Source organism: Methanosphaera sp. BMS (assembly GCF_003268005.1).
In the GTDB taxonomy this organism is placed as follows: domain Archaea; phylum Methanobacteriota; class Methanobacteria; order Methanobacteriales; family Methanobacteriaceae; genus Methanosphaera.
On record NZ_CP014213.1, the window covers coordinates 224,790 to 251,250 of the forward strand.

Consider the following 26,461-nt stretch of genomic DNA (forward strand, 5'->3'; position numbering starts at 1 on the left):
GAATTTTATCGGCATCAACTTCTTTATTTTTTAATCTTGCATTTTCACTGATTTTATGCATTTTTATACTAAATAATCAATCTCTTGCTTCCATAATGCTATCTTATAAGCATATTCGGTCTTATACTTCTTGTCTTTCAAAACAGCAAACTCCATCAAACGAGCAGCCTCTAATTGTCTATCCTCTTTTACTAATTCCAGTGCCCTCTTTACAATCAAACTGGCCGAATAAGTCTTTAAAGTATCTATCAAACCATTATATTGGGCGTTGATTTTTTCATCACTTTTCATATGATCCCCAAGAGTATCAACGGCACTAAGCAAATCTTCATCCTTCTCCAGTTTACTTAATAAATCCCAGACTTTTATGGTGGATTCATAGGAATCTGCTAAAGAGGGGTTGATTGCGATGGCTTCTTTAATAAATGTGATTGCTAACTTATAGTTTTCAGCCCTAAGTGTTATTTTATACGCTTCAAGTATCAACTTTATCTCGGGGTTTTTGGACTTCCACATTCTAATTATTTGAGTATAATTTCTTCTTGTCTGGTAATCGGTTATAATTTCCTTTTCAAGTAACTCTATTGCATCATCTAACTTACCGGGTGTTTGTGCAAGAGTCAGAATCTCTTCTATCCTCTCGTTGATGTTCAGCTTGTTGTATCGGTTATACCTGCTTGTTGCCTGATATACTCCCTCATCAAAGAACTCGTTATCATCCAATGCAATCGAATACATCATTTCATCAATTCTTTCTAAAAACTCCTTAGCATCCTTATATCTTTGTTCGGGATTAATCGCTATGGATTTTAATATAATCTCATCAATCACCTCTGGTATATTAATGTTGTATGTACTTGGAGCTTTCAATGGAATGTCCCACGTGGATAAGTCCTGCAGGTCATAGTTTGAATATTCACTAATAAGATATGGGTATTCATTTGTTAAAAGCAGATAGAATATCACACCCACGGCGTAAACATCACTTCTGGTGGAAAACTCCTTTTTAAATGATTCAGGTGACATATATAGTTTTGTTCCACCAAAATCATCGGCAGTACTATCACTTGACACTTCCTTTGCAAATCCGAAGTCTGATATTTTCACTTGAATATTTCCACTTGAGTTAACTCCCATCAATATATTTCCGGCTTTCAAGTCACGATGTATAATGGGACGATTAGCACTATGAAGAGTATTCAATCCCGTCAATATTTGTTTTATAATATTTACTACCTGCATTATGGGCATGTTAATGCCGGACTTTCTAAAAGATTGCCGGTATTCCTCTAAATCTCCCCCCTGCACATATTCCAATATAAAATATGCCCAATTTTCTGCTTGTATGTTGTCCTGTTCTTCCAGGATGTACTCTCCACTGTAATCATATCCATATGTGGATATTATTCCCGCATCATGTATGTCAATTACATTCTCATGGCTTAGTTTTGTTGCTAATTGAACCTCTTCAAATACATTATCAGTGTTGGCACTTTGTGTCAATGGTTCTTTAATAAACTTTAATGCATGTCGTTCATTCAGGTACTTATGCTTTATAAGATATACTCGTGCAAAGGATCCTTCTCCAAGAAGTTTTTCAATAGTATATCTATCTTTGAAAAATTTTTCTATCATGTTTTCAATCTTTTCATAATTCAATGTATCACCATGCATAAATAGTTAAAATAAAAAAAATAGTTGGGAAATTAATGATAAATAATATTTATTCATAGCTGCAATATAGGATTGCACTACCCGGTCCTTTTGATAATCTTATGAATGAACGGTTTTTAATTTTTTCATTTTTCACTACATTATTTCCTACATATGTACCATTGGTACTTGAATCATCAACCATATACCATGTACCATCTTTGTTGTATACCCTTAAGTGTGGTTTGTCTATGCTTGAAACTGTTGTATATGTATTTGACAGTAACAATGAAAATGGACCTACATCACTAGGGGTGTAGTTTGCCATTCTTCCTATAAATGCTTCCTCATTTTCATTGATTATCAATTTCTTACCCTTGTCTTCTCCATTAAATACGGTAAAAACACAGTTATCTCCCTCTATACTTTCTTGGTTTTGTTCATATAAGTCAAGTAATCCTTTAAGTTCTTCTGTCAGGAAGTTTATTTCTAAAAATAAATCTTCAAATGCATTGACATTAAGATAATATCCATAAGCTTCGTTTTCAAGACGTATACCATTAGGATTTTTTGAAAGTTTCTCTCGTTCAACCAGTTCCGCTTTTAATAATTTTTTTAGATCTTGTCCTACCATTTGGGTAGATATTTTAATTCCTATTTTTTTTAATTCCTTACGTATCATTTTAGATGTCATCGCATATTTATAAATAGGATTCTTATCTCTTGGATAAGCATTTTCCTTGTATTGTAACATTTTCAAGATTTCAAATTGGGTATTATTCTTCAAAGAGGCTAATTTGTTCATGACTTTGATTTCGGATTCATCCATATTTTCTGTGTCAATATTCCATTGTCTTCCCATAAAAACTCCTCATGTCAATTCTAAATTTTAATAACTTATCAATAGCTTTATAATAACCATTGCCATATAATATTACTTTTTATCATGTCACTTATTTAATAATTACTAGAAAAACTCCAGTTAAATATAAAGCAAGTGCTTTAATCAATAATATGGCTTATCTTTTTAATATTTCAATGTAATTAAAGAGTCTGCTTTACTTTATGCTTAACTGATTATCTTTCCATTCCAAATAATTAATAAACATCTTATATTATCTATATTTAAATAGGATTATTGAAATAAATAGTTATAAAATATTTTATTGCTAGCCCTGTTTCAATACCCTTATTTAAAAATAGTTTTGCATACCTTTTAGGGGGGTGACTCTGATTGAACTTTTTTAAGTATGTCGGATTTTTGGTATCGGATAATATTATAGAATTCAGGCCTTTCGAGTAAATTGTCTAATATTTCCAATGCATCTTCATATCGTTCCAATCTTCTAAATACAATACTTTTATTAAAAGCTGCATAAACATAGTGGGAATCTAAATTTAAGCATTTATCAAAGTATCTGATTGATTCTTGATAATTATCAAAGGAAAATTCCACACCACCTTTAAAATTCAACAGGATTAAATCATTAGGATTTTCGGTCAAAGCTTTATTAAGAATATTTGTAGCTTTTTTAGGTCTTTTTTGGATGATTATTATCTCAGCAATTTTTCTTTTAATTGGATTATTCATGATATTTTCACTATTCTTATCTTCATATATCAATTCATTTTGAAAATGCACATTTAACCTCTTAATTAATGAAAACATTACTTCTTCTGATGATGAATCTGCTATCAAAGCATTTTCATAAGAATCCAATGCATCCCAGTATTTGCCTTTTTTCTCATTTTTCAAGCCTTCAATAATTAGTTTATTTGCTTTATCATTGAAGTTTTCCAGTTTTAAATCCAAGTTATCCACTTCAAGTTTGTCAAATATTTCTTTTTTAAAGACGGTTATCACGTCACTCAATTCTGGTTTTAGTTTTATCGCATTATCAAAATAGTTCCATGCTTTTTCATATTCGTCCCTATTTTTTGATATTATGCCCAGATTTATTAGTGCTGATGAATTTTCTTTTATCGATAAAGATTTATTAAAATATTTTTCTGCTTTGGATGTTTGTTTTAATTTCATCAAGGCACTTGCTTTGCCATTAATGGCTTTAATATTATTCGGCTCTCTTTTTAAGATTTCATTGAATATATCTAAGGATTTTTCTGGATTTTCATGTATTTCTCCAAATGTCTTTTCAATTAGCATATCACTCTTGGTCATTCTGATCTCCTTCTTAATATTAACATAATCGGAATGAATATCGTGTTCGTGGTTAAATTAACATAGTATTATTTGCATTTTTTGATTTTCATATCCTTTCATTATGTATACTAAATGGTATTTAAAAGTAATTATATAAATTTAGGAAATCTTTTGTTTTATAAAGGAAAAGGTTTAATTTAAAAATAGGGGTAATTAGAAAGAATGTATGTTGAAAAAGAGTAGATGGGAGCATGTTCTTGATTAGCTATGCAAATATCTAATAATTGATAAAATCAATAACTGTATCTTATTTCCCATATTTTCTTGTTAATACTTTCATCACATAATCTAAATCCGAGGAATAATCAAAAAAACCATCTACTTCATAATCAACTATATTATCAGTGGGAACCCTTTCAGTAGTTTTTGTTTTATTTATAATGTTTTTATGTTTGTTGGTGTTTTCTTGGATGACATTCTCCTTTAGGTGATGATTGCTCTTATTTTTCGGTTGACTGTTAAAATGCACAATTTTCTCCTCGTCAAGTTCAAGGCAGTCCCTAAACATGTTGACCTTACTTATGTTCTCAGGCAGATTCCATCCGGCTATTGAATCAATATCACATAGGTTCATACAGTTTTCAAACATTCTGTCAATGCTTTTAACAGACTTCATATTCCAATCGGATAAACCATCAAGATTATTAAGTCCAGTACAATCCTCAAACATAGAAGTCATATCTTCAATACTCGTTGTATCCCAATTTATTAAGTCTCCCAGTGATGATAGGCTGTTGCAGTTTTCAAACATGGATGATGTGTCAACTACATTAGACATGTTCCAATCCTTCATGGAGTAAATGTGGGTTAGTTTATTGCAGTTTTTAAACATTCCATGAGAATCCTTAAGATGACTTGTATCCCATGTGTCTAGACCAGATACTGTCGTTAAGTTTTTGCAAGAATAGAACATGTAGCTAGTACTTTTAATATTAGGTGACATGTTCTGTGTAACTATAGCCTTAAGGTTAGGATATGAATATCTTCTAGTTAGCTTCTTTGTATTTTTAAGGTCTTCACTGATGTAAACTACACTTTCATTATCATCTATTTGATCCAAGCTTGTTAGATTTCTTCCATCATCAAGTACAACAAGTATGGAATAATTATCAAGTTCATATATATTTCTTGTTGTAGTGTTAAGATTTTCAAACTCTTTTAGAGAATCATTGTAGTAGTGTTTATTATAGTTTACATTTTTGTTCATACTTAATCAATACCCATAGCTAATTTTTTAATTATTGAATTATAGTTATGGGATTCATTTTACTTAATGATTTCATAAGATAAACAAGATATTCTTGGCATTCATATTATCAGGAATATCCTAAAACTGATATTATATCTACATTAAGATAATGATTAATTCATTAAAGAAAATAATTTACCACATATATATCCTATCTAGACAATAATACATAAATGATAAGTATTGATGTGGTGATATTTTTGATTAAAGAGGAATTTAAATCTAGGAATATATTTAATAGCTTTAAATATGCATTAGCAGGTATAACAAAATCAATTTCTCAGGAGCGAAATCTTAAAATACAATTGATAATCATGATAATGGTAGTTATTATAGGATTATATTTATCAATAAGCGTTTATGAATGGATTATATGTATAATATTATTTGGTTTGGTTATCAGTTTTGAGATATTTAACACTGCAATAGAAAATACCGTTGATTTTATAGAAAAAAATAGAAATGACAATAGATGGAAGATAGATGAAAATGCAAGGCTAGCAAAGGATGCATCAGCAGGAGCTGTACTCGTAGTCTCAATTACTTCAGCATTAATTGGGTTGATGATATTCATACCAAAAATTATGATGAACTTATATAGTTTTATCACGTAAATCCTTAAAAATAAATAATGAGGTGAAACAATAAGTATGGCCTGATTAAATGATTACTTTGCTTATTAAATTAAATTACAATCAAGTAAACTAATCATCTGGTCGAATTAATTTTCGATATGCTGTATTTCTTATAATGTACTCTGAACCTAAGAGGAAAAGAAAGTACAATAAATCGTTATCATTAATCTTGTTTACGGCTCTTATTTTCACATCAAGATATTTTCCTTCTAAACATATTTTATAACAGCCCCATTCAGATATAGTATGGCTGGTGTAGATATTTGCATACTTCTTATCAAATTTTTTTTCAATTTGGATAATGGCTATTCGTCTAACCTTCCAATTGTCTGCAAATGATGCTAGTTTTGTATGATTATCAGGATTATTGATTTTATCCATTAGTTTATCTAAAAATGGGTAGAATAGATTATTCCAATTGTTAAGAAGTAAATCCCTGATAATTGTCTCATCGTTAAGTTTATCCCATAGCATTTCTATACAGTGGGGGGTTCTGATTAGGAGATTCTTAAAGTATTGCTCATCATTAATCTTCTTAAGGCAGTTTTCTCTGAGATTGTCATCATATTCTGATTTATCATAGATTTCTTTGATTATTTCTTCATCCAATATCCTATCCAATGCAAGAAGTCTATTTTTTCTATCGGGATCATTCAATACTACCTGTTTTAATAACTCTTGATTTTGCGTATTCTTTATTGCATTCATTCTAATTGATGGGTTTGGATTTAATAATAGATATCTTATATTTTTATCCATGTCATTCAAATCAAGAGTTTCATCTTCAAAGTAGTCATTATAGGTCATGTTCATGTGTTCCTGATTGTGATTTTCATTTGAAAATATATTCGCCAAAATGAATTTTTTATTAGAATCTTTGTTTTCATCCATCCTTTTTTTGACGGTATTTTTAACATATTCATTATTGCTATTGTCCAATATGTAGTTTAACAGTTGTTTATTGTCTATGGAGTTTATTATCAAGTCAATGAAGTCCTCTTCAGATTCGGTTAAAAAAACGTCATCATCCGGTAACTGGGTGTATAAAAAATATTCATCGGTTATATATTCACGGCATTTACTCTTAAGGAATCCATCCTCAATGTTTAACAATACATTTGGCAGCATGAATGGATATTTCTTTGATAATTCTTCCATGGCTATTATTCTGAAAGAAGAATCATAATCCTCATTAAGTATAACATCTAATAGTAAATTGCAATCATCTAGGTTTTCCAGTATTATTTGAATTAATGTAAACTCATAATCCTCCATGTTTTTCAAAATGTTAAGAAGCAATCCTTTGTTTTTAATTTTTCTAGCAGCATATTCTATCGTTTCGTAGTCTACATCCTCCAGCATCAGTTTATATAATAAGTCATCATCATTTATTTTCTCAACACATTTCTTGGATATTGTCATGTTCTGGCTGTCACGTGCTAATTTAAACAGTACCTCTTTGCTGGTGATATCCTCAATCAAGTCCATTCTACTTTCGATATCATTTTCTTCGTTTAATATTATCCTCAAAACTTCTTCATATTTCTTTGGAACATCAATTATGTAACTATTTTCAACCAATCAAGTCACCCCTGCCAGCTATCTATTTATGCAATTATTTTTTGGATTAATCTCATGTTCATATGGCTTAATTAATATAGTGTCAAATTTAAATATATTATATATAATTTATCATATTATTTTAATGATATAAGGTTATGAAAGAAAAATGTTTACTGTAAAATAAGGGATGATTAAGGGTTATTATGCTAATAGAAGCCTATTTGATATAAATGTATCTTAACTAAAGTATTTGCTTTAGGTAAGTTAAATATTTTTTATAATATAAATAAGAGTAAATCATATTTTATTATTTTATTGAATTAAACGGATATGTTAAAAATAATGTTGCATTTTAATTCTGTATAAACTGATATGCATCTTTTATTTTATAAAAGCAATATTTTATTATTAAATGATAATTTATGATTATAAATTATATGAAATCTAATTTAAGTGATGCCAATGACAACCGAAACAAACAACTTAAAGAAATATGTAGATGATTTCTTTAACAATTTAACTTTATATGATGATGAACATAATGATCACCACTATAAAGACTTATTAAAAGCAAGTATAGATGTATTTTTGGACTATGAAAATGATTATAATGCATATGACGTATATGAAACATTTTTCATGATTTATCAGATAACACCCGAGGATAAATCAGAAGAACGTAAAAATACAAGTGAACTTGTCAGTGAATCTAACTCACTCTTGAAATTAGCTAACATTATGAAGGAATATGAGGAAGATACAGGGAATTTAATAGAAAAACAAAGAGATCATTTTATACATTCCGTAAATGTATTCCTTTTAGGTTTAGCTATATATTCACAGAATCAAACATACCGGGAAATATTTGCTCATTATATAAAGAATAATTCAAATAATTACGAAAAATATTATCGACTTAAAGATGGAGTAGTATCTGATGAAGAATTTTTATATCGTTGGGGTATAGCAGCATTATTCCATGATATCGGTTACCCTGTGGAGATAATATGTAATGAGTTAACTAAATATATTGATGATGGGATTGAATCCATATCGGATAAATATGTTGTTAATACGGCTATTGACTTTAAAGACTTCAAAGAATTTAACAGTATAATTAAAGAAGATCCCAATTTTACTGTAGCTTTTAGGGAAGATTATCCTGATGCTAATTTCTTAGATTTATATAAACCTACTGATATAATGGCTCATAAGATATCTATAGATTTAGGTATCGATGTTGATAAATTGAGTGTGAAATTAGATAAATTTATTGATGATATGTATGAAGATAATTTCATTGATCATGGATATTTTTCATCAATTTTAGTATTGAATTCATATGCTGCATTAATGCAGAAACATTATAAAGAAAAAGATAATACTCAAAAATATGATTACTTCTTTTATCCGATAGTGGATAGTGCAACAGCAATTTTATTACATAATTTCTATAGGTTTGTACTTCATAAGAAATTCAATCAATCAAATCTTAACCCAAGTCAAAATCCAATAGCATACCTTTTGATTTTATCTGATGAGTTACAAGAATGGAATAGAAAGCCATTAGGGATTCAAAATAGGCGAAAATCATATGTTTATGAGATGAAAATTGAGATAACTAATGAAAAATTTGATATAGATTATATTATTAAAAATGGTTCTGTAGGTTTAGGTTTTAAAGAAGATAAAGAAAAACTTCTTAAAGAATTATTGAATATTAATGCAATATTTTCTAGAGGATTTAATGTATATATTGATGTTGAATTGGATTTAGATAGTCCTATGGAAAAAATCATACCATCTGAAACAGAAACACCAAACGTATTGCTTAGGCATATTGAAAAAATAGCCGAACAAATACATAATAATTATAAAAAACAGGAAGAAGAAAATGGTAATTTGGATGTTATGGATTACTGTGACCTTGAACCAATGTATAAAAAGTCTAATGTTAGACAGGCAAAAAGTTATCCATATAAGTTAAATGTAATTGGTTGTGAAATTGTACCAGAATCTTCAAAGAGGGAACTTCATGAATTTTCTGTAAGTGAAATAGAAGATTTGGCTATACTGGAACATAAAGATTGGTGTGAAGAAAAAAGAAATAGTGGATGGATATCTCATCATGAAGCATTTAATCCAGATATTGTTGGTAAAGAAAATACTATTTCTCAAGGAGTATATAATCAATTCTGTGAATTTAATAAAGAGGAAGAAGAAAGAAATAAGGATATCACACCAATAGATAAGGATGAAAAACAGCGAATTAATGTTGATTTGGTTGATTGGAATGAATTAAGTGAAAAAACTAAAGAAAAGGATAGAGAACCTATTAGACAAATGCCGAATATATTATCTTCATTAGGTTTTAAAATTGTTAAAACAAAAATCAGATTATTAACCATTGAAATGCATAAAACATTCAAAAAGTATTTCGATTCAGGTGCCCCTGATTTTGAAGATTTACGTCAAGAAACAAAATATTCTAACTATAAGCAAACAGCATTTTTAGTAAAGTTATTATCTGAAGAGGGTTATAAAATTGTTTCAGTTGATGAGAAGGGAGAAGCTGTCATAGCATTCAATGATGATGAAATTGAAAAATTTGCTAGAAGAGAACATGAAAATTGGTATGAAGAAAAATTCAAATTAGGATGGACATTATGTCCCGATATTATAGATGTAACTAAAAGTAAAATATGCAGTCCTAATTTAGTTCCATGGCCTGAATTGAGTTGGGAAAGAAAAGAAGCAAATAAAAATACTTTCAGAAAACTTCCGGAATTATGTAATAAGGTAGGTTTAAAAATTATTAAAGTTAAAAAATAAACCTATTTAACTTTTTTTTTTAAATAATTTATGTTGTTCAAATCAGTGGCAATAATAAATTTTTCAAAAAGGATAATCATTAAATTTAATGGATAATATGGGGTAGAGATTAAATGAAAGATAATGATTTGAAAAAGTATGTAGATGCTTTTTTTGATAAATTAGTTTTATATGATGACTATTATAATGGTCATCAGTATAAAGGTCTTCTAAAGGCGGGTATTGACTTATTTTTAGAGAATGAAACAAGTTATAATGCCTATGAAATATATCAGACATTTCTAATGATTTATCAAATCACTGAAGAGGATAAATCGGATAAGGAGAAAACCAAGTTAACGACATTGGATGATGAGCCTAATACTATTCTGGACTTGGTTGAGATAATGAAGAAGTATGAGGAAAACACCGGTGACTTGATTGATAAGCAAAGGGATCACTTCATACACTCAGTAAACGTATTTCTACTGGGTCTTGCAATATACTCACAGAATGAAAAGTATAGAAAGATATTCATGGAATACATCGTAGCTAGTCCATATACTAAGTATTATAAAATCAAAAACATATTCAGTGATGAGGAATTCCTATACCGTTGGGGAATAGCAGCACTCTTCCATGACATAGGATATCCGGTTGAAATTATTGGAAAACAATTGAAGAAATTCCTAAATGATGGTATAAAATCAATATCTGATGATTATAAGACAGATACTGCTATAGACTTCAAGGACTTCAATGAATTTAACACTATTGTTAAAATGAAGACAGATTTCAATGATGATTATAGAAATGAATATGAAAAAGCTAAGTTCCTGGACTTGTTTAAGCCAACCGATATTATGGCCAACAAGATAGTGATTGATTTTTCCGATGTTGATATCGAGGAGTTAAAAAAACATCTGAATGATTTTGTCAATATTATGGGAGAATATGGATTTATCGACCATGGATTCTTCAGTGCAATACTTGTTCTAAATTCATATGGATATCTTGTTCAAAAGTATTCTAAAAATTTTGATTTCTTCTATTATCCAATAGTTGATAGTGCTACGGCAATACTGCTTCATAACTATTATCGTAACGTGCTGATGAAAAAACCATTCTGTCAGGGTAATATGAATCCAACTAAAAGTCCGTTATCATATCTCTTGATATTATGTGATGAACTTCAGGAATGGAACAGACAGCCATTTGGAGTACTTGATAAAAAACGTGGTCATATCAATGAATTGGATTTGGACATCACTGAAGATAAGTTGTCACTAAAATATATCGTACACCACGGATCCATGGGATTAGGTTTTTCTGAAGAAAAAGAGGAATTGTTAAGAAACGTATTGGACATAAAAGCTATTTTCAAGGATGATATCAGTATAACCACAGTCGTAGAACAGGATAATGTGATGCGTGAAATCATGCAATTTGAAGCACATTCACCCAATATCCTTTTAAGAAATGTGGAGAAACTGGCAGTTGAAGCACATAACCAATACATTGAAAGTGTAAAAGCAGAATATGCTGAAGCAAAGGCAAAAGGTGAAATCTCTGATAATTTACAAGCTAAATTTGATAGTCTCTGTGAATTCAATGATTTGAGTCCACAGCTGAAGATTGCCAATATCAGACAGGCAAGATCCATTCCAAAGAAATTAAGCATGATTGGATGTGAAATGGCATTACCTTCTGATTCAAGAGATGAAGTCAAATCATTCTCTTCTGAAGAAATAAAGGATTTGGCTATCGTTGAACATGATGAATGGTGTGAGGAAAAACGTGGTACCGGTTGGACATATGGTGAAGTCAAGGATATCGATAACTTCATAACACCATATCTTGTTCCATGGCAGGAATTAGAACCTGAAATTCAACAGTATGATGTCGATGCAGTAAAGAATATTCCTAACATGGTCAAGTCTATAGGACTAAAGATTGTAAGGACAAATGTGCGGTTATTAACATTCAAGATGCATGAGTTCTATAACAAGACCCATGATGCCAAAGGCTTTGAAGAATTGCCTGAGTATATCAAGTATTCAAATTATCGTCAGGCGGACTTTTTGGTTAAGATGTTAGGAGAACTTCATTATAAAATAGTATCCAAGGATACTGATGGAGAAACCGTTGATAAGTTTGATGATGAAGTATTGGAGTATCTTGCAAGACGTGAACATGATGCATGGTACAAGCTAAGGATAAACCTCGGATGGAAATATGGTAAAAAACGGGATGATAATCTGAAGACTAATCCGAACCTAGTGCCATGGAAGGAACTTGATGATAAACATAAAAATACCAACAAGAATACATTCAGTCACCTACCACAAATGTGTGATGAGATAGGACTTAAAATTATAAAAACAAAGTAGATTTTATGTTATGGTAACTCTTTTAATAATAGGAGGGGTGGATAGAAAATGGTTGATGAGTCTGTCATGACAGATGAACAATTAGATAAAGAAAACACATCTAAATATAAATTGGAATACTTGTTTGAAAAGATTATATTCTCAAGCAGATGGTTTCTGGCACCAATATTTTTGGGATTGGTTATAGCATTGCTGATATTGGCTGTAAAATTCATACTGTTGTTTGTGACAATGATTCCTAACTTTATAACAATGTCCTTTGAAGACTTTGCAATGTACATATTAAGTTTACTGGACTTGGCACTGCTGGGATGTCTTGTATTGCTTGTAACATTATCCGGATATGAAAATTTCGTATCCAAGCTTGATCCTGCGGAGATGAGTGATGATAGACCTTCATGGTTAGGTAAGTTGGATTTTTCAGGATTGAAATTAAAAATCGTAAGTTCTATAGTAGCAATATCATTGGTTGAACTGCTAAGGGACTTCTTTGAGCTTGGCTCTGGTATAGATCCTACATTCGAAATGTGGAGAATAGCATTACATTTGGTATTTGTAATTTCAGGTGTACTGCTGTCATGGATGGTTTATATCGGTGAGAAAAAAGGAAGTAAAAAAGATAAACTAGACAGTACTGAAAATCCTATAAGATATGAATATTATTAATTCTCATTTTTTCTACTACCTTTCTATTTTTTTGAATTCATAGAACTTAATATAGTTATCGTAATATTTGAATTCTCATGTTGATGTGCATGTGATTTATTAGAAATAAATTTAAATGAATTGATACGCATACTTTCAGTTAAATCTTCATCTAACCCACAGGAATGATTTTTTCAGCATACCGATTTATATGTAAAATAAAAAGGTTTTACTACTTGATGGTATTTTTTTCTATGATATTGAAAAAAATATTCTAATGAAAATTGAAGAAAAGAAATGTTATTCATTAAACACGGTTACTACAAGTCTCATATCCTGTCACAAAGTCATTCTGTTTTAGGAAGTATGAGTAATTATTTTTTTCTTCTATTTTAAGTATTAATAACATATTCTGCTATAGCTTCCATTAATTATCTAATGCTAATTATTTTATTATGAGTTCATTATCTTTTCCTTTTCATCATTACTGTGACTTTATATGGTAATTAATTATACACTAGTATTTCTTCTTATTTTCAATGTCTACAATCCATATTTCTTCACTTATTACGATTAGGATAAATTGTACAATCATAAAAATCATTTAACTATTTTTGGGTAAACTTATTAAGTTCAGTTTAAATTATTCTACATTAAAATTTAAATTAATTAAGATAAGAATCAAATAAAATAATAAAAAGAAATTAAACACTAAAAAAAATATTAATCCATTCACCTACAAAATTCATGAATATTTTTACGTAAAGTATTATATTTATTTAATATATATACTGTTTCATCTAAAAATAATATTAACGTTTTGTAATATATTTTGTATTGGAGGATAGGCATATGGCAAAAAAGTACATCCTAATTGCATTGTTTATAATATTTCTGATTGTTGGAATATATTCAGCACAAAACATATTATTTAAGGAACCTGAAAACAATAATTGGACAGTTACGGGAAGTATTGTTGCAAATAATTCATCATATGTATTAACTGATTCCAATAAGCCTATTATTACTAATGATTATTATCCTGTTGTTACAACAACGGGTGAATATCTTGGTGAATATCCTGCTACATATAACGAAAAAGATGGTCCTGAGTATTATAATTATACATTGAAGTTTTCAGTAAATTTATCCGATATAGACTGGAAAGTTGAAATAGAAGATCCTAAAAATACAGAGTTTAACGAGGAAATTATTAAACAAAATTTAACCAATGAACTTATTAAGGCTCATGAAAAAGGTTCTCTTATTTATGATGGGAAAGGTCATGTTACTATAAAAGAGGGTATATTGGCTTATACAGAAAATAGTTCTGAAAATCAATCTAGTGATGTTACAGACGATATAACTATACATTTTGATGCTGATGTAGGAAATTTTACGATTGGAGAACATCAAAAAATTGAATTTAACGTTACAATACCAAAAGAGAATTTCAACATATAGCCTTTGTATCCTAATTGAAAATGAACAATAGTTTCATAACATTTAAGTGATGGATAAAACTTTAAAATATCTCTGTTTTATTCATATTCATCATTATCTCTTTTTTTCTTATTTTTGAGAGTGTGCGACAACTCTCCCAAAATGACTAATTTTTTATTACTTTAAATCTCTTTATTTTTAATTTATTTTATTGTATATTTTTATTTTTTGATATATTTTTTATTTTGATTTATATTTGAATTATTGTTTTTGTTTTATAGGTATATTTAAATATAACCTTTTATAAACATATTATATAGAATAAGATTATTAATGGTTTTGTTATTTATGGTTTTACGTGAAGATACTATTGGTCAAACATTTTTGTTACCTACAGATATTAGGACATTGATTCCGGATGATCATGTTTGTTTTTTTATAGAGAAAAGAGGATGTGCGACAATTATTATTGCTATATTAATGTACATATTTAACTAGACATTCTAAACAAAAGAACAATATAATGTATAATATTATATACATGGTATTATAAAAGCATGCTAAAGAACCCTGAAACGAAATTGTTGTATGTTCTCCCTGTTGCAAAAATAAGCTACACAACACACTCCTCATAAAAAATACAAAGTTATTCTATTTCAAATACAAAAACACTTCTCAAAAACAAAATCCAAATACAAATTAATTTGCAATAGGTAAAATAGATAAAAACAGGAATCAAGTAAAATTAAAAAGAAAAATTGTCAAGTCTATTCTAGACAGATACAAACAAAATCAAATACCAAATTATACATTAAAGAAAATTCCCCTTAACAATAAATCTCAAACTGAAAAATTTTTCTGATAAAAAATATCCCCTCCCATAAGTAATGAGTAATGCTAAAAAACACAAAAAAATAATTTTTCAATTCCTATGAAAGAAATTTATTTATTCCATTTAAATAATTACATGATTATAAAATTATATATGAAATGTTTCATTTGGAGTCTACTCTTGAAGAAATGAAATTTTTTCTATTGTAAATTTATGGTGATTAAAATGAAGATGAATAAAATAATAATAATTATTTGTGTATTATTATCTTTAATTGGCTCATTAACAATTATTAATGCTGAAAATAATGAAATTCCAACAGTTGAAGATGACACACTACATTTCACGATGTAAAATTCAATATTCTCCCAGGATATGAAGTGGTGGAAAACGATCCCTTAAATAAAGAAAATCAAACTAATGATAGTATTACACAAGATACTTGTATCTTAAGTGATGACAACCACAAAATATGCATTTATATAAAATATAATAATACTGGTGGTAATCTTACAGAAGACAATCTTCTTTTTCTAGAAAATGCAGAAAATAAAACAATAAATGGCGTTGAAGGTTATTTGTCTAATGTACATGGAACTCTAATGTTCTCTTATTTATACAAAGGTAAAGTTGTTACAATAACAGGGGATGAAGATACTTTAAGTCAAATGATAATTAAACAATAATAAAAAAAATAAATTAATTAGATACTAAGAAAAAAGGTGATGAAAGTGAATAAAAAAAATAATAATTACCTCTTTATTAGCAGTAATGTTAATTTGTTCTATGAATTCAGTTAATGCAAATTCAAATGATGCAGCAACTGTATTATTTAATTTTAATGGAATAGAATTTGACATTCCTGATGAATATGAACTTATGTCTGGTAATAAAAACTGAAGCAATCTTCTCTGATGGTGATGAAAATATAATTATTTCAATGGATGATAATAGTGAAGTTTACGATAATGTACGTTTAGTTGATGAAATAAATACAACTATTGCAGGTAAAGAAGGATATATAAGTGATATACAAAACAATAATGGAAAACTATTCAGATATTCTGAAGGAAGTAAATATATTCTAATTTCAGCAAAAAATGAATCACTCATTGAATATATAATCGATTGTGAATAAAATGTAAAATATTTATTTACCATCAGTTATGAGGATATTTGATAAATGTATTATGGGGGTGTGCAACAATTTTTTTTGCTATATGAATTTTATATATTTTCATATTATATATTAAACATAATATCAATTATATTTGATGATTATGAACATAGTTATAAGAAAATCTAGCTAAAAAACCTCTAAAAGGAATTGTTGCATGTTCTCATTATTATTTCTAAATAATTAGTCATTATTTGGTGTTTCAAAAGGTAAAAACTTGAAAGTATATATATTAGTCCTACCTTTAAAACACCCTCATTATAAATTAAATAAGTTGGAGGAAGACTACATGAAAATAATCATGAAAATGTTATTTGTAATTTCACTAATATTTTTATTTGTAGGAGTATCCAGTGCAAGTGACATATCTATAGATGCAGTAAGTACTGATACATCAGATTTAAGCAATATAATAATGAATAATACTGCACCTGAAACATCACAGGTACAAACAGATTTAACAAAAGAATCAAAAGAAAGTAAGGAAATAAAAAAAGAAGATAAAAATTTAAAAACATCAAGTAAAACATATGCTGTAAATAATTATAATACTCTTGAAAAAGCATTAACAGAGAATACCTATAGTAATGTTACCTTAAACATTATATCAAATATTAAATTAACAAATAATTTAATATTAAATAAGTCCATACATCAATTAAATATTAATGGTAATGGCAAGACAATAAATGGGGATAATAAATACCAATTTATGGAAATATTAGAAAATTCAACTGTTAAGATAAATAACCTCAATATCCGTAATTGTCATAATAACAATTCATGGAGTGGTGGCGGTGCAATATACAACAAAGGAACGTTAAGCATTACAAATTCCTCCTTTAATAATAATTATGCAAGGTACGGTGGAGCAATATACAACTATTATGGTGATATAACAATCAAAAATAGTACATTGAATAACAACAATGCATTAGATGGGGGAGCCATATACACTGAATATGGTAATTTCACCATCAACAACAGTACATTAAACAATAACAATGCTGCTGATGATGGGGGAGTAATATGTATTTATCGAGATAATTTAACTATTACTGGCAGTATTTTAAATAACAATAATGCAAAAGGGTTTGGAGGAGCAATATATAACGCTTATGGTACTTTAACCATCAACAACAATATAATAAGCAACGATAAATCATGCATTAATGGAGGAGCAATATACAATTATTATGGTAATTCTACTATCTATAATACCATATTAAACAAAAATAATGTTAAAAGCAATGGAACTGGTATTCCTAATTATTACACATATTGTGGAGGAGCAATATATAACTCTTATGGTAATGTAACTATCTATAATAGTGAATTAAATAACAATAAGGTATACAACAATCATGGAGGTGCAATATACAATAATGCTAATTTAAATATAATAAATAGTGTATTATTTAATAATAGTAATGCAGGTCGTACTGGTGGAGCAATATTTAATTATTATGCTAATTTGACAATAATTAATAGTAAGTTAAACAATAATAATGCAAATCATAGTGCAGGTGCAATATATAATAGTGGTAATGCAACAATCAAAAACAGTACAATTAATAACAATAGTGCTAATGGTAAATATTGGGAAGAGTGTGGTGGAGCAATAAGAAACTGTGGAAATTTGAATATTAACAATAGTATTCTAAACAATAATAAAGCAGACTATGATGGTGGTGCAATATACAATTTTGAAGGTAATGTTACCCTCACTAATAGCATATTAAACAATAATTTTGCTAATAATACAGGAGGAGCAATAAGAAACTGTGGAAATTTAACCATAATTAAAGGTAATCTAAACAACAACAAAGCAACAGGATCATATGGTGGAGGAGCAATATTAAACGGCCATGTTAATGGAGCTACATTAAATATTATTGAAAGTAACCTATACAACAACACAGCAAACTCTATTGGAGGAGCAATACGTAACTGGGCTACGGGTAATATCTCCATCAACAAATGTACATTTAGCAACAACAATGCAAATGGAAGTGGTGGAGTAATAAGTAATGCAGGCAATTTAACTATATCTAAAAGTACATTAAAAAACAATAATGCCGGAGAGTATGGTGGAGCAATATACACTAACGGTTTAAATAATGACATTTCATACAATAAATTTATCGATAATAATGCCCGAAGCGGCTCCGCAATCTACAATGTTGAAAACAATTGTAAAATAAGATACAATAACTTCACAGCCAACAAAGCATCCAATACGGGTTATTCGGTTAATAACAATGGTAAAGGGGTAAGTGCGAGTGGAAATGTAAATTATTATGGAAAAAAATACCCATCCACCATACAAAATTATGGAAACAATGTAATTATAATTGGAAATAGATTTGAAGATACAGTTAAACTAATAAGCACAACCACTACTGTTGAAACAATAAATGGTATTGTAGGTGAAAAGCTTAAATTAATAGCATTAGTTAAAGATAATACTGGTACGCCTGTTGATGGGGGCCGTGTAATATTTAAACTCAACGGGATTACACTTAAGGATAATGGTAAACTATCCGGTTCTAATAATCCATTAAAAGTTTATGTTTCTAATGGTGAAGCTGTTACAAATATTATCACTGATTTAAGTATGAAAAATGTTACTAAATTCACGGCAAGTTTTATTGGTACAAATATATATAGTACTTCTAACAGTAGCACTGCCAAAGTTAATATAAAATTAAGAACAGCATCGATTATTGTATCAACTAATGTAAAAACAATCAAACAAGGTCAAGTATTAACCATAACTGCTAAGGTATATGATACAACCAATGGTGGTCACAGTAGCAGTTTAGTAAAATATGCTGATGAATTCGTATACTTTAAGGTAAACGGAATCACACTCAAGGACAATAATGGACAGATGCTCAAGGTAAAAATAGTAAATGGAGTAGCAACCACAAAATACACAATACCATTAGGATTAAGTGGTGTAACCGACGGTAAAACCATGACCCCAAAAAATCACACAATACTGGCGGGCTTCTACAATAAAAACTATCAAGAAAATATTAGAAACACATCCACATTCCAGGTTGAAAGATCAAACATTACAATCACAATAGCAAATGCAACAGTAAACAACAAGACTCACAAGTTATCACTAACAGCTACAATCAAGGACTACATGGGAAATATTGTCAAAGGACCTAACAAATGTGTAATCAAAATAAACGGAGTAAGCCTTAAAAATGGTACAGAAGCCATGTACTACTATTCAACCAATGGAATATTAAACGTTAAAAACATTAACATACCTTCCTATAACAAATACACAAATATTGAAATAGTAACACAGGATAGACTAGCATACAAGTCACAGAGAAACAGCACAACCAAAATTAAAATAACAAATTAACCCCCCATAATCCTTTTTTTATAGCAATAATCCAAACACAACAATTCACCACCACACATATAATAAATTCGATACCAACAATAGTATAAAAAATAAAATTATAACATAAGCAAATAATAAAACCTGAAGAATGCTATAACAAACACAATTATATACAAAAATAGGCTGGGTTTCCGCCAAAAATGATTTTTTGATTTTTTTTTAAAATATATTTACATCAAGTGCTAATTGGTGTGTAACGGATATATTTTCGCAAAAATTCATTATATCTTCTTTTTGATTGTTTTTATTGTATTTTAAGTTGTATAGTCTTTTTGTGTTATATGTTAATGCATCCAAGTAGGTTCTTTCTTCTGTTTTTGTTTTTCCTATTACGACTTCTTGTTCTATGTGGTAAAATTCTTTGAATGTTCCGAATGGTCCTTCTACACATGGTCTTTTACTGTATTCTTTTTGATATTCTTCTTTTTCCATTTTAAAGTACATTTCTATTTGTAATCTATTGCCGTTTTCTGTGATGGTTCTGTGTGTTTGTTTTTGTGATATGCAGTTTTTTTTGATATTTGCAGTTTTTGCATGCTGTGTAATTGTTGTATAATCGTTTTATTTTTGCTGGTTTTTCTGGATCTTTGTCTGGTATTGTGTATTGATTGTAAAATGTTAAATATTGTCCTGATGGACATTTAAATACATCTTTTTCTCTGATATATTCGAAATGGTCTTTATGAAATGGGTTTTTGTTTAATTTTCCTATTATTTCTTTGGATTGTTTTCTAGTAGGTATTAGTCCATCAATATTCTTATTTTTAAAGTATGATAAGCTTGTGGGATTTAAAAGGTGGTATCTGCATTTATATGTTCTGGTGTTCTTCCTATATTTTTTATTGCTTTGTCTGCTATTTTTGGTAGTTGGTAATGATCTGTTGGACTTTGTGTGACATTTATTGCACAAATTAATTTTGTATCATAATCAACTGCTGATTGTATATTATAAGCTATTAAGAAGTTTCCTTTTTTCCTTTCATTTTACGTGCTTGGTTATCGTTCATTGGTATTTTATCTTGTCCAGTGAGTGTGAATTCTGTTTCTATGTCGTATAATATTTCTAATTTTTCTTCATTACTTGGATTTGGATTTTCATATAATTTTTTAGCAGGTTTATGGAGGTTTTTCAGTTTATTTTCATCAATTTGAAGTCCTTTGTAGTATTGAAGTAATATTTGTGTTTCTTTTTTGAGATTGTATTATGGTTGGAATTATATGCTTTTTTCACGGTTCCATCGATAGCAACGTGATTAAATTCTGTATATTTTTTTTCTGATGCTTTTTTCAATGTCATTTGTAGAAAGGACTCATAATATTCTCCGTATTCATCTTGATATCTTTGTATTGTTCGTTCTGATGGTGTAATTCCATTACAAACAAACTTAAATATATCATGGTACTTTGCCATGTCTGCAATAATTATTACACTATCCATATGTTCTATTTAGCCCAAACAAGTAATTTAATCATTGAACAAAGGTTATAAGAGGGTCTACCACTCTTATTTTCATTTACTTTAATGTCTAATTTTTCATAAGCATCTTCAATAAAATCAACAACAAAACGAGAAAGATGATCACTTGGAACGTTGTAATCATTAGTTCTAATAATCAGTTTAGCTTGTTTCTTATCCATATTTTTCATAACCATTAATAAACAAACTATTTAATTTAATTTATAATAATAAATATGTATAATCCACTATATAAACTTTACTAATTAATTAAGGATTATTAACAAAAATAAGAATAAAATCAATATCTATATTAAAAATCATTAAAAGTATATCTTTATATATAGATATAACTCTTAAAAAAATAATGTAATTCTAAAAATAATTGAATTTAAAAAATTTGAAGTTGTACTATTTCCATTGTAAAATTATTTTTGGCGAAATCCCATTAAGTGTAGTATAATGAAACATTTATAGCAAAATTATAAGTATTAAAAAGAAATAATATATAAATTAGAAAATAACACTAATTACGATAAAAAAGAATATTTTTTCGATTTTGGTTTAAACAATCTTTCTTAATCTCAAATTATTCAAGCAGAAAAAAGATGATACTATCTAAAGAAGACATAATACGAAAGGTTGTTTTAAAAAATAGTATTGATTAAAAAAAATCTCTTGATGGATACAAAATTATTGTTACATAAATAGATATTATTCACAAATAGTAGTACTTTTAGGTGATTAAGATGGGATTTTTCGATACATTCAAAAATAATAATGTGAATCTTCATAAAAATGATATAGTTGAAAATAAACAAGATCATAATTGGAATGTACCCTTTCATGCATATGGAGGAGACGAGCCATATATTTTTGTTAGTTATGCACATACAGATGCAAAAAAAGTGTTTCCAGAAATAAAAAGATTCCATGATGATGGATATAATATATGGTATGATCAAGGGATATCTCCTGGGAATGAATGGACAGAAGAAATCGCAAAAGCTTTAAAGGATTGTTCACTATTTATAGTTTTTATCACATCAAATTCTGTTGATTCTATAAATGTAAGAAATGAAATAAATTACGCTTTAGATAAAAGAAAACCTTTTTTAGCAATATATTTGGAGGAAACCGAATTGACTGGTGGTATTGAACTAAGAATATCTTCATTACAGGGTATTCTAAAATACACGACTACAGATGAAGAATACAACTGGAGATACAAGAAAGTATTTGAAGAATATATGAGTAATGTAATGGAAAAACCTGTTGAAACACAATCTCTCGAAAAACCATCACAAAAGCAAACTGGGTTCCAAATAACAGAATCTAAAAATCAACAATACAATGATAAAGTTAATTATCAAAATTCCGAATATTTAGAGGAATTTGAAAGCTTAAACACTACAACGGACAGCATTTATGACCTTGAAGGATATGAAGTACTAATTATATTAGATGATGGAACTAATTTAACCAGTTGGAATGAAGTTATTGATAAATCTAATCCTCCAAGACTAGCAGCTACTGGAGAGCCGGTTATTCCAAGTTATTGGGGTGAATATGCAAGTAAGGCGGAGGTCATGTATGTTAGTGAAGATTTGTCCCATTCTTCTAAGTTAAGTTATAAGTATGATAAATTAATTTCGTTAAAGGCAATAGTCGCAACGGGGGTTACAAACAAGGTACGAGATATGACTAATCTGTTTAATGGTTGTGATTCTTTGGAGACTTTATATGGACTCAATAACTGGGATACATCAAAAGTAACAACAATGGCTAGTTTATTCAATGGATGTTCTTCTTTGGTGGATGTATCGGCATTGGGTAATTGGGACACGTCAAAAGTTGAAGATATGGAGTTTATGTTTAGTGGTTGTGAGTCTTTGGTGGATGTATCGGCATTGGGTAATTGGGACACATCAAAAGTTAAATATATGGTTGATATGTTTAGTGGTTGTGAGTCTTTGGTGGATGTATCGGCATTGGGTAATTGGGACACATCAAAAGTTAAAAATATGGATGATATGTTTAGTGGTTGTGAGTCTTTGGTGGATGTATCGGCATTGGGTAATTGGGACACATCAAAAGTTAAATATATGGTTGATATGTTTAGTGGTTGTGAGTCTTTGGTGGATATTTCGGCATTGGGTAATTGGGACACGTCAAAAGTTGAAGATATGGAGTTTATGTTTAGTGGTTGTGAGTCTTTGGTGGATGTATCGGCATTGGGTAATTGGGACACGTCAAAAGTTAAAAATATGGATGATGTGTTTAAAGATTGTGATGAAATTATAAAATATCCAAAATGGCATAAAGGATAGTTAATTCAAGTCAATTACGTATTTTATTCTCAACAATGTACATATACAACAACCAGCATAAAAAAATCAATACTTTTAATCAATTAATAAACAATTAAGCCAAATTCTACCAATGTGATAAGTATCTTGGAGAAGGTGTAATTAAGGGGTATGTATATCTAAATGAGGAATAATTATCCGATGTGCATAGATACAAAGGCATACCATGGATGATTGAATTGTATAAAGTTCACAAGATTTACTTTATTTTCACTTTAAACTTTTTTAGTGATAATTCTTAACAACCACTAATACTTTCTTATATGTATTTTCTAGTTTTTTTTACATTGATGGGAGGGTGTGCGACAATTATTTTTCTATATGAATTGTATATAGTTTAGCCTGATATTCTAAACAAAATAACAGCATAAATTATTATAATATGAACATAGTATAACAAAATCATGCTAAAGAACCCTGAAACGTAATTGTTGCACATTCTCTGATGGATGTATATCTTAAGTTTATCTATTTAAGTGTTTTCTGTATTATTTCAGTTCTTATGTATTCTTTTCTAACTTGGATGCAGAGTTCGTACTATCATTCTATTGCTGTGCTTATAACAATATAGTTCTTCGAGAAAAGGTATTGATTTTTATCATTGGATTTTTGTATTTTTCATCATGATTTTACCATTGTTTTGAATATTTATCCCATCATCCGAATGATTGTTACAAACAATGCTCTCTGTAATATTTAAAAAACCACTATTTGTTATGGCTCCGGCATTTTCTGCCGTGTTGGATGTTATGTTGCTGTTTTCTATAGTCATTTCTCCACTGAATGTGGTCATTTCCCTTAATGTAAATATGCTAGTATTTGCTATGGCTCCTCCGCTGTGGTTGGCGATGTTGTTGTCTATGATGCTGTTTGATATGCCTAAATGACCGGTGTTTGAGATGGAACCTCCATTATCAGCCTTGTTTTTTGTGAGGGAAGTATCACTTATTGATATTATCCCATACTTGAAGTTGTCTATTGCCCCACCATCCTCTTGAGCCTCATTATGAGTTAATATACAGTTTTTAATGGTAAGTTTACCTCCATTGCTTACTGCTCCACCATCAAATGATGTGTTATCTGCCAAAAGTGTATCTGTTATACTTACAATTCCTTTTTTCTCATTGTGTATTGCACCACCACCTTCTACCGAATTATTTGATAAAAATGTGGATTCTTCAACCATTAACAGTCCGGTGTTGTTTATTGCCCCACCATATTCTACAAAACCCTCCTCTTGGGCAATGTTTTCACTTAGCTCACATTCGTTTATGGACATTGTACCCTCGTTCGTTATTGCACCCCCGTAGCTGGCCTTGTTGTTTTTAAGGGTTGTGTCTGTCAGATTCATCTTTGCTGTTTTTCTGTTATGTATGGCTCCTCCACAATATTCTGCAATGTTGTTTTTAAGGGTGGTATTTTCCATATTTATCTTGCCGCTATAATTAAATATGGCACCTCCCTTTCCGTAGAGAAGCATGTCACGTTTTTTGTTATAACTAAACTCTACTGTATTGTTGTGGAATTTTGAAGATTTTATATGAATTTTTCCACCCTTGTTGTATATTGCAGCTCCTTTTTTGGAGGTATTTTCATTTATTGTGGATTGTAGCACGTTCAAAAAACCATAATTGTATATGCAGCCTCCCCATCTTCCATTGTTTGATATGAGTGATGAATTCCCTATGTGCATAGTTGCTTTTTTGGTATTGTATATTGCTCCCGCTTTTTTAGCACAATTTTTCGTTATTCTGGATTTTAATATTCTTAAACGACCATAATTATGTATTCCTCCTCCCCATCTCGCAGTATTGGAGATTATTTTTGAATTATATATTGTCACTTTTGTTTTTTTGGCAGTATATATTCCTGCTCCTTTTTTTGCTTTGTTTTTCTTGATAATGCTATGGAAAATTTTTAAAGTACCATAATTGCGTATTGCTCCACCCCAACGGGCAGTATTGTTTATGATCTTTAAGTTTATTATTTTTAAATTTGAGTTGCGGGCATTGTAAATTGCACCACCATTCTTATTGGAATAACCGTTTTTCAGGCTCATGTTATCAAGTGTTACATTTTTTGCTTTGACTTTGAAGATTCTTGTCAGTTTTTTGGCATCAATTGTATGTCCATTGCCGTCAATTGTAGTGTTGTCTTCTGTTATCGTTATCCCTTCGGGGAACATTTCATCTTCTTCTAGAATAATATCGTGTTCCAGTTTTATTGTTTTTTCTCTACTATTTACTAGTTGATTTAAGTATGTAAAATTCCTTTTATCAAGTTTATTCATATAATCTATCCCCATTTAATGATTTATTTTGTTTATTTTCCGGATTAATTTATTTCTAATTTCATATTCTCATTTATCATCGGATTAATCTTAATGTCTTTTAAATAGCTGTCGGCATAATATAAAACTTCAATTTTTTAATTTCTTCACTTTTGATATGTACATGTCAATCAATTATTTTTTTAATTCCACCTATCTTCTTCAATATATTAATTCCATAGTAAATAATTCATAATGATTTGGACCAATCTCTTAATTTATTTAAGCATATCTTTAATAATATTGAAGTTTTCAAGT

The 26,461-nt window shown here is 29.1% G+C and carries 20 protein-coding genes; 10 read left to right on the forward strand and 10 right to left on the reverse strand.

What is annotated here, in order from left to right:
- Positions 1-63: 63 nt before the first annotated feature.
- The 4 genes from AW729_RS00760 to AW729_RS00775 form a co-directional block, all read right to left on the reverse strand.
- Positions 64-1,659, reverse strand: coding sequence for a serine/threonine-protein kinase (locus tag AW729_RS00760; protein ID WP_162685699.1), 1,596 nt, complete (start codon positions 1,657-1,659; stop codon positions 64-66).
- Between the two features lie 64 nt (positions 1,660-1,723).
- Positions 1,724-2,515: an FHA domain-containing protein gene (locus AW729_RS00765; RefSeq protein ID WP_112123282.1), complete on the reverse strand. Its 792-nt coding sequence runs from the start codon at positions 2,513-2,515 to the stop codon at positions 1,724-1,726.
- A gap of 354 nt (positions 2,516-2,869) precedes the next feature.
- Positions 2,870-3,817, reverse strand: a complete 948-nt coding sequence (locus tag AW729_RS00770; RefSeq protein ID WP_162685700.1) for a lipopolysaccharide assembly protein LapB — start codon at positions 3,815-3,817, stop codon at positions 2,870-2,872.
- Positions 3,818-4,121: 304 nt separating this feature from the next.
- The gene (locus AW729_RS00775) at positions 4,122-5,081 is read right to left on the reverse strand and encodes a BspA family leucine-rich repeat surface protein (RefSeq protein WP_112123284.1); all 960 of its coding nucleotides are present in this window, start codon (positions 5,079-5,081) and stop codon (positions 4,122-4,124) included.
- A 242-nt stretch (positions 5,082-5,323) separates the two neighbouring features.
- Between AW729_RS00775 and AW729_RS00780 the strand changes: the two genes are divergently transcribed.
- On the forward strand, positions 5,324-5,737 hold the full coding sequence (locus AW729_RS00780; RefSeq protein WP_236951240.1) for a diacylglycerol kinase family protein: 414 nt from the start codon (positions 5,324-5,326) through the stop codon (positions 5,735-5,737).
- Between the two features lie 90 nt (positions 5,738-5,827).
- Here AW729_RS00780 and AW729_RS00785 read toward each other — a convergent pair whose 3' ends face one another.
- Positions 5,828-7,339: a hypothetical protein gene (locus tag AW729_RS00785; RefSeq protein ID WP_112123285.1), complete on the reverse strand. Its 1,512-nt coding sequence runs from the start codon at positions 7,337-7,339 to the stop codon at positions 5,828-5,830.
- A 444-nt stretch (positions 7,340-7,783) separates the two neighbouring features.
- Here AW729_RS00785 and AW729_RS00790 point away from each other — a divergent pair, with 444 nt between their 5' ends.
- The 8 genes from AW729_RS00790 (at position 7,784) to AW729_RS00820 (ending at position 20,007) form a co-directional block, all read left to right on the forward strand.
- Complete coding sequence (locus AW729_RS00790) at positions 7,784-10,153, forward strand: RyR domain-containing protein (protein ID WP_112123286.1); 2,370 nt, start codon at positions 7,784-7,786, stop codon at positions 10,151-10,153.
- A 113-nt stretch (positions 10,154-10,266) separates the two neighbouring features.
- Positions 10,267-12,522 (forward strand): RyR domain-containing protein, encoded by a 2,256-nt coding sequence (locus AW729_RS00795; protein WP_112123287.1) that lies wholly within the window; start codon positions 10,267-10,269, stop codon positions 12,520-12,522.
- Between the two features lie 48 nt (positions 12,523-12,570).
- Positions 12,571-13,188, forward strand: a complete 618-nt coding sequence (locus AW729_RS00800) for a TIGR00645 family protein (protein WP_204355183.1) — start codon at positions 12,571-12,573, stop codon at positions 13,186-13,188.
- An 831-nt stretch (positions 13,189-14,019) separates the two neighbouring features.
- The gene (locus tag AW729_RS00805; protein ID WP_112123288.1) at positions 14,020-14,631 is read left to right on the forward strand and encodes a hypothetical protein; all 612 of its coding nucleotides are present in this window, start codon (positions 14,020-14,022) and stop codon (positions 14,629-14,631) included.
- A gap of 1,036 nt (positions 14,632-15,667) precedes the next feature.
- Positions 15,668-15,796 carry a hypothetical protein gene (locus tag AW729_RS11585; RefSeq protein ID WP_257791395.1) on the forward strand — a complete coding sequence of 43 codons (129 nt, stop codon included), beginning with the start codon at positions 15,668-15,670 and terminating at the stop codon, positions 15,794-15,796.
- 29 nt (positions 15,797-15,825) lie between these two features.
- Positions 15,826-16,128: a hypothetical protein gene (locus tag AW729_RS00810; protein WP_112123289.1), complete on the forward strand. Its 303-nt coding sequence runs from the start codon at positions 15,826-15,828 to the stop codon at positions 16,126-16,128.
- A gap of 185 nt (positions 16,129-16,313) precedes the next feature.
- Complete coding sequence (locus tag AW729_RS00815; protein ID WP_112123290.1) at positions 16,314-16,580, forward strand: hypothetical protein; 267 nt, start codon at positions 16,314-16,316, stop codon at positions 16,578-16,580.
- 328 nt (positions 16,581-16,908) lie between these two features.
- On the forward strand, positions 16,909-20,007 hold the full coding sequence (locus tag AW729_RS00820; RefSeq protein ID WP_112123291.1) for a hypothetical protein: 3,099 nt from the start codon (positions 16,909-16,911) through the stop codon (positions 20,005-20,007).
- A gap of 201 nt (positions 20,008-20,208) precedes the next feature.
- On the opposite strand, the gene AW729_RS11440 is transcribed toward AW729_RS00820, so the two are convergent.
- From AW729_RS11440 to AW729_RS11455, 4 genes are all read right to left on the reverse strand, one after another.
- Entirely contained in the window at positions 20,209-20,595 is a 387-nt protein-coding gene (locus AW729_RS11440; RefSeq protein ID WP_335645364.1) for a transposase, read from the reverse strand.
- Positions 20,507-20,959, reverse strand: coding sequence for a hypothetical protein (locus tag AW729_RS11445; protein WP_236951241.1), 453 nt, complete (start codon positions 20,957-20,959; stop codon positions 20,507-20,509). The genes AW729_RS11440 and AW729_RS11445 overlap by 89 nt, the downstream gene beginning before the upstream one ends.
- Positions 20,960-21,178: 219 nt before the next feature.
- Positions 21,179-21,487, reverse strand: a complete 309-nt coding sequence (locus tag AW729_RS11450) for a hypothetical protein (protein ID WP_236951242.1) — start codon at positions 21,485-21,487, stop codon at positions 21,179-21,181.
- A gap of 5 nt (positions 21,488-21,492) precedes the next feature.
- Positions 21,493-21,687, reverse strand: coding sequence for a hypothetical protein (locus AW729_RS11455; RefSeq protein ID WP_236951243.1), 195 nt, complete (start codon positions 21,685-21,687; stop codon positions 21,493-21,495).
- A gap of 567 nt (positions 21,688-22,254) precedes the next feature.
- Between AW729_RS11455 and AW729_RS00830 the strand changes: the two genes are divergently transcribed.
- Positions 22,255-23,835: a BspA family leucine-rich repeat surface protein gene (locus AW729_RS00830; RefSeq protein WP_112123292.1), complete on the forward strand. Its 1,581-nt coding sequence runs from the start codon at positions 22,255-22,257 to the stop codon at positions 23,833-23,835.
- 637 nt (positions 23,836-24,472) lie between these two features.
- On the opposite strand, the gene AW729_RS00835 is transcribed toward AW729_RS00830, so the two are convergent.
- The gene (locus AW729_RS00835; protein ID WP_112123293.1) at positions 24,473-26,164 is read right to left on the reverse strand and encodes a hypothetical protein; all 1,692 of its coding nucleotides are present in this window, start codon (positions 26,162-26,164) and stop codon (positions 24,473-24,475) included.
- Between the last annotated feature and the right edge of the window lie 297 nt (positions 26,165-26,461).

Coding starts and splice junctions, on each gene's coding strand:
- AW729_RS00795 (WP_112123287.1), top strand. CDS start 10,267: ATGAAAGATAATGATTTGAAAAAGTATGTAGATGCTTTTTTTGATAAA.
- AW729_RS11455 (WP_236951243.1), bottom strand. CDS start 21,687: ATGGATAAGAAACAAGCTAAACTGATTATTAGAACTAATGATTACAAC.
- AW729_RS00805 (WP_112123288.1), top strand. CDS start 14,020: ATGGCAAAAAAGTACATCCTAATTGCATTGTTTATAATATTTCTGATT.
- AW729_RS00820 (WP_112123291.1), top strand. CDS start 16,909: ATGAAAATAATCATGAAAATGTTATTTGTAATTTCACTAATATTTTTA.
- AW729_RS00790 (WP_112123286.1), top strand. CDS start 7,784: ATGACAACCGAAACAAACAACTTAAAGAAATATGTAGATGATTTCTTT.
- AW729_RS00800 (WP_204355183.1), top strand. CDS start 12,571: ATGGTTGATGAGTCTGTCATGACAGATGAACAATTAGATAAAGAAAAC.
- AW729_RS11450 (WP_236951242.1), bottom strand. CDS start 21,487: ATGGATAGTGTAATAATTATTGCAGACATGGCAAAGTACCATGATATA.
- AW729_RS00765 (WP_112123282.1), bottom strand. CDS start 2,515: ATGGGAAGACAATGGAATATTGACACAGAAAATATGGATGAATCCGAA.
- AW729_RS00770 (WP_162685700.1), bottom strand. CDS start 3,817: ATGCTAATTGAAAAGACATTTGGAGAAATACATGAAAATCCAGAAAAA.
- AW729_RS11585 (WP_257791395.1), top strand. CDS start 15,668: ATGAAGATGAATAAAATAATAATAATTATTTGTGTATTATTATCTTTA.
- AW729_RS00830 (WP_112123292.1), top strand. CDS start 22,255: ATGGGATTTTTCGATACATTCAAAAATAATAATGTGAATCTTCATAAA.
- AW729_RS00835 (WP_112123293.1), bottom strand. CDS start 26,164: ATGAATAAACTTGATAAAAGGAATTTTACATACTTAAATCAACTAGTA.
- AW729_RS00775 (WP_112123284.1), bottom strand. CDS start 5,081: ATGAACAAAAATGTAAACTATAATAAACACTACTACAATGATTCTCTA.
- AW729_RS00815 (WP_112123290.1), top strand. CDS start 16,314: ATGAACTTATGTCTGGTAATAAAAACTGAAGCAATCTTCTCTGATGGT.